Origin of the sequence: Streptomyces sp. NPDC056503 (genome assembly GCF_042794995.1) — a bacterium.
Taxonomy (GTDB): Bacteria; Actinomycetota; Actinomycetes; order Streptomycetales; family Streptomycetaceae; genus Streptomyces.
The window spans coordinates 1-2,699 of sequence record NZ_JBHTST010000262.1 but is presented as its reverse complement, the minus strand read 5'-3'; the positions used below and the strand labels follow the sequence as shown (position 1 = coordinate 2,699).

At 72.8% G+C, this 2,699-nt stretch carries 2 protein-coding genes; one reads left to right on the top strand and one right to left on the bottom strand.

Going from position 1 to position 2,699, the window contains the following annotated elements; translation table 11 throughout:
- Window positions 1-83: 83 nt before the first annotated feature.
- Window positions 84-1,631: an MFS transporter gene (locus ACFQ8C_RS36865; RefSeq protein WP_383466307.1), complete on the bottom strand. Its 1,548-nt coding sequence runs from the start codon at window positions 1,629-1,631 to the stop codon at window positions 84-86.
- Between the two features lie 62 nt (window positions 1,632-1,693).
- Here ACFQ8C_RS36865 and ACFQ8C_RS36860 point away from each other — a divergent pair, with 62 nt between their 5' ends.
- Window positions 1,694-2,662 carry a helix-turn-helix transcriptional regulator gene (locus ACFQ8C_RS36860; RefSeq protein WP_383466305.1) on the top strand — a complete coding sequence of 323 codons (969 nt, stop codon included), beginning with the start codon at window positions 1,694-1,696 and terminating at the stop codon, window positions 2,660-2,662.
- The last annotated feature ends 37 nt before the right edge of the window (window positions 2,663-2,699 follow it).

Here is a 2,699-nt window from a genome sequence, read left to right as displayed (position 1 = left end):
CGCCGTGACGAAGGGCCCCGGTCCGAGGACCGGGGCCCTTCGCGTCCGGACCGGGCGGCTCGGGAGCCCGGCCGGGGAACGGCTCAGGAGGCGAGCGCCGGAGCCTTCTCCACCGCGCCCGGCTCGACGTCGTCCGCGCCGTCCGCGCCGCCCTCCAGGTGCTGCTTGGGCTTGGCCGGCAGGGCGAACATCACCAGGAAGATCCCGGCGAGGACGACCGCGGCCCAGCCGAGGGAGTTGCGGAAGGCGTCCGTGAAGGCGTCGGCCACGTCCGCCGGGACCCGGGCCGGTCCCCGGTCGTCGATCACGCCGAAGAAGACCACGGAGACCAGGCCGAGACCGATCGCGTTGCCCATCTGGCCGGTCGTGTTGATCAGGCCGGACGCCGAACCCGCGTGCTCCTTCGGGACCTCGGAGAGCACCGCGTCCGTCAGCGGCGCCACGATCAGGCCCATGCCGAGGCCCATCACGACCAGCGCCGGGATCATCTGCCAGGGCGAGATCCCCGCCCCGTACCGGCCCGCGAGGAAGAAGTAGAGCAGGACGCCCGCGACCATCGTCAGCGCGCCCGCCTGGAGCACCTTGCGGCCGAAGCGCGGCACCAGGAGCTGGACCGACATGCCGGCCGCCATGGAGACCGCGATGGAGAACGGCACACCGGTCAGACCCGCCTTGAGGGCGCTCCAGCCGAGACCGATCTGCATGTAGAGCGTCCACACCAGGAAGAAGATGCCGAGCACGATGCCGAAGGTCAGCTGCACGGCGATGCCGGCGGCGAAGGACTTCACGCGGAACAGCGAGAGCTCGACCAGCGGGGAGCCGTCCTTCCTCGTCTTGTACCGCTCGTAGGCGACGAGGGCGCCGAAGACGAGCGGGCTGGCCGCCATCATCAGGTGGCCCCACAGCGGCCAGTCCAGCTCACGGCCCCGGGTCAGCGGGTAGATCAGCAGGAGCAGCGCGGCCGTGACGAGCACGACGCCGACCAGGTCGAGCCGGAGCGCCTTCGGCGCCTTCGACTCGGTGATGTACTTCCGGCCGAGGATCAGCGCGGCGACGCCGACCGGCAGGTTGATCAGGAAGATCGGCCGCCACTCCAGGCCGGCGATGTTCCACTCCGTGAGCAGCGCGCCGAGCAGCGGGCCCGAGACGGCGCCGAGGCCGACGATCGCGCCGAACATGCCGAAGACCTTGCCGCGTTCGTGCGCGGGGAAGGTGACGTGGACGATCGACAGCACCTGCGGCACCATCATCGCCGCCGCCGCGCCCTGGAGGAGGCGGGAGGCGACCAGCATCTCCGGGTTCGCGGCGAAGCCGCACAGCGCGGAGGCGAGCGTGAAGCCCGCGGTGCCGAGGAGGAAGAGCCGCTTGCGGCCGTAGATGTCGCCGAGGCGGCCGCCGGTGATCAGGCCGGCGGCGAAGGCCAGCGCGTAGCCGGCGGTGATCCACTGGATCGCGCCGAAGCTCGCGCCGAGGTCGTGCTCGATGCTGGGGATCGCGATGTTCACGATCGTGGCGTCGACCAGGTCCATGAAGGCGGCCGTCATGACGATGGCCAGGGCGATCCAGCGTCTGCTGTCCCCCGTGGTGGTGCTGTCCGCCCCCGTGGCGGCGTCGGTCTCGTGTGCGCTCATAGGAGAACCATAGGAGTGATATAGGCCAGGACGCGTCCTATTTGGACGGCATGCTGGTGCCCATGACGGACACCCCGGCACGACTCCTCACCCTGCTCTCACTCCTCCAGACCCCGCGCGAGTGGCCCGGCAGCGAGCTCGCCGACAGGCTCTCGGTCTCCCCCCGCACGATCCGCCGCGACATCGACCGGCTCCGGGAGCTGGGCTATCCCGTGGAGGCGACGAAGGGAGCGGTGGGCGGCTACCGGCTCGTCGCGGGTACGGCGATGCCTCCGCTGCTCCTCGACGACGAGGAGGCCGTCGCGATCGCCGTCGGCCTCCGGGCGGGCGCGGGGCACGCCGTCGAGGGCGTCGACGAGGCGTCGGTACGGGCCCTGGCGAAGCTGGAGCAGGTGCTGCCGGCGCGGCTGCGGCACCGGGTCTCCACCCTCCAGAACGCGACGCTGCCGCTGACCCGCGGGGACGGCGCGACCGTCGCGCCCTCCACGCTGACGGCGATCGCCGGCGCGGTCACCGGCCACGAGCGGCTGCGCTTCGGGTACCGGGCGCGCGCGGGGGCGGAGTCGAAGCGGCTGGTGGAGCCGTACCGGCTCGTGTCGACGGGGAGCCGGTGGTACCTGGTGGCGTACGACCTCGGGCGCGAGGACTGGCGCACGTTCCGGGTCGACCGGGTCTCCGATCCGCTGGCGACCGGGGCGCGGTTCGCCCCGCGGGAGCTGCCGGAGGGGGACGCGGGGGCGTATCTGATCCGGTCGATGGCGCGGGCGCACGGCGAGTCGGACCGGGAGGTGGACCTGGACGTCGAGTTCGCGGCGCCGGTCGAGACGGTGGTGGCGGGCCTGCCGTCGCACCTGGTGCCGGTCGCGACGGGCCCGGAGAGCTGCCGGCTCCGCGCCCGCGTGACCGACTCCGTCGAGTGGGTGGCGGTCCGCCTGGCGCTGATGGGCCTCGACTTCACGATCCACGCGCCCGCGTCCCTCCGCGAGCACCTGCGGACCGTGGCGTCCCGGCTGGCCGAAGCGACCCGCTAGCGGCACGACGCCGCGAGGCCCGCACGGGGTGCGGGCC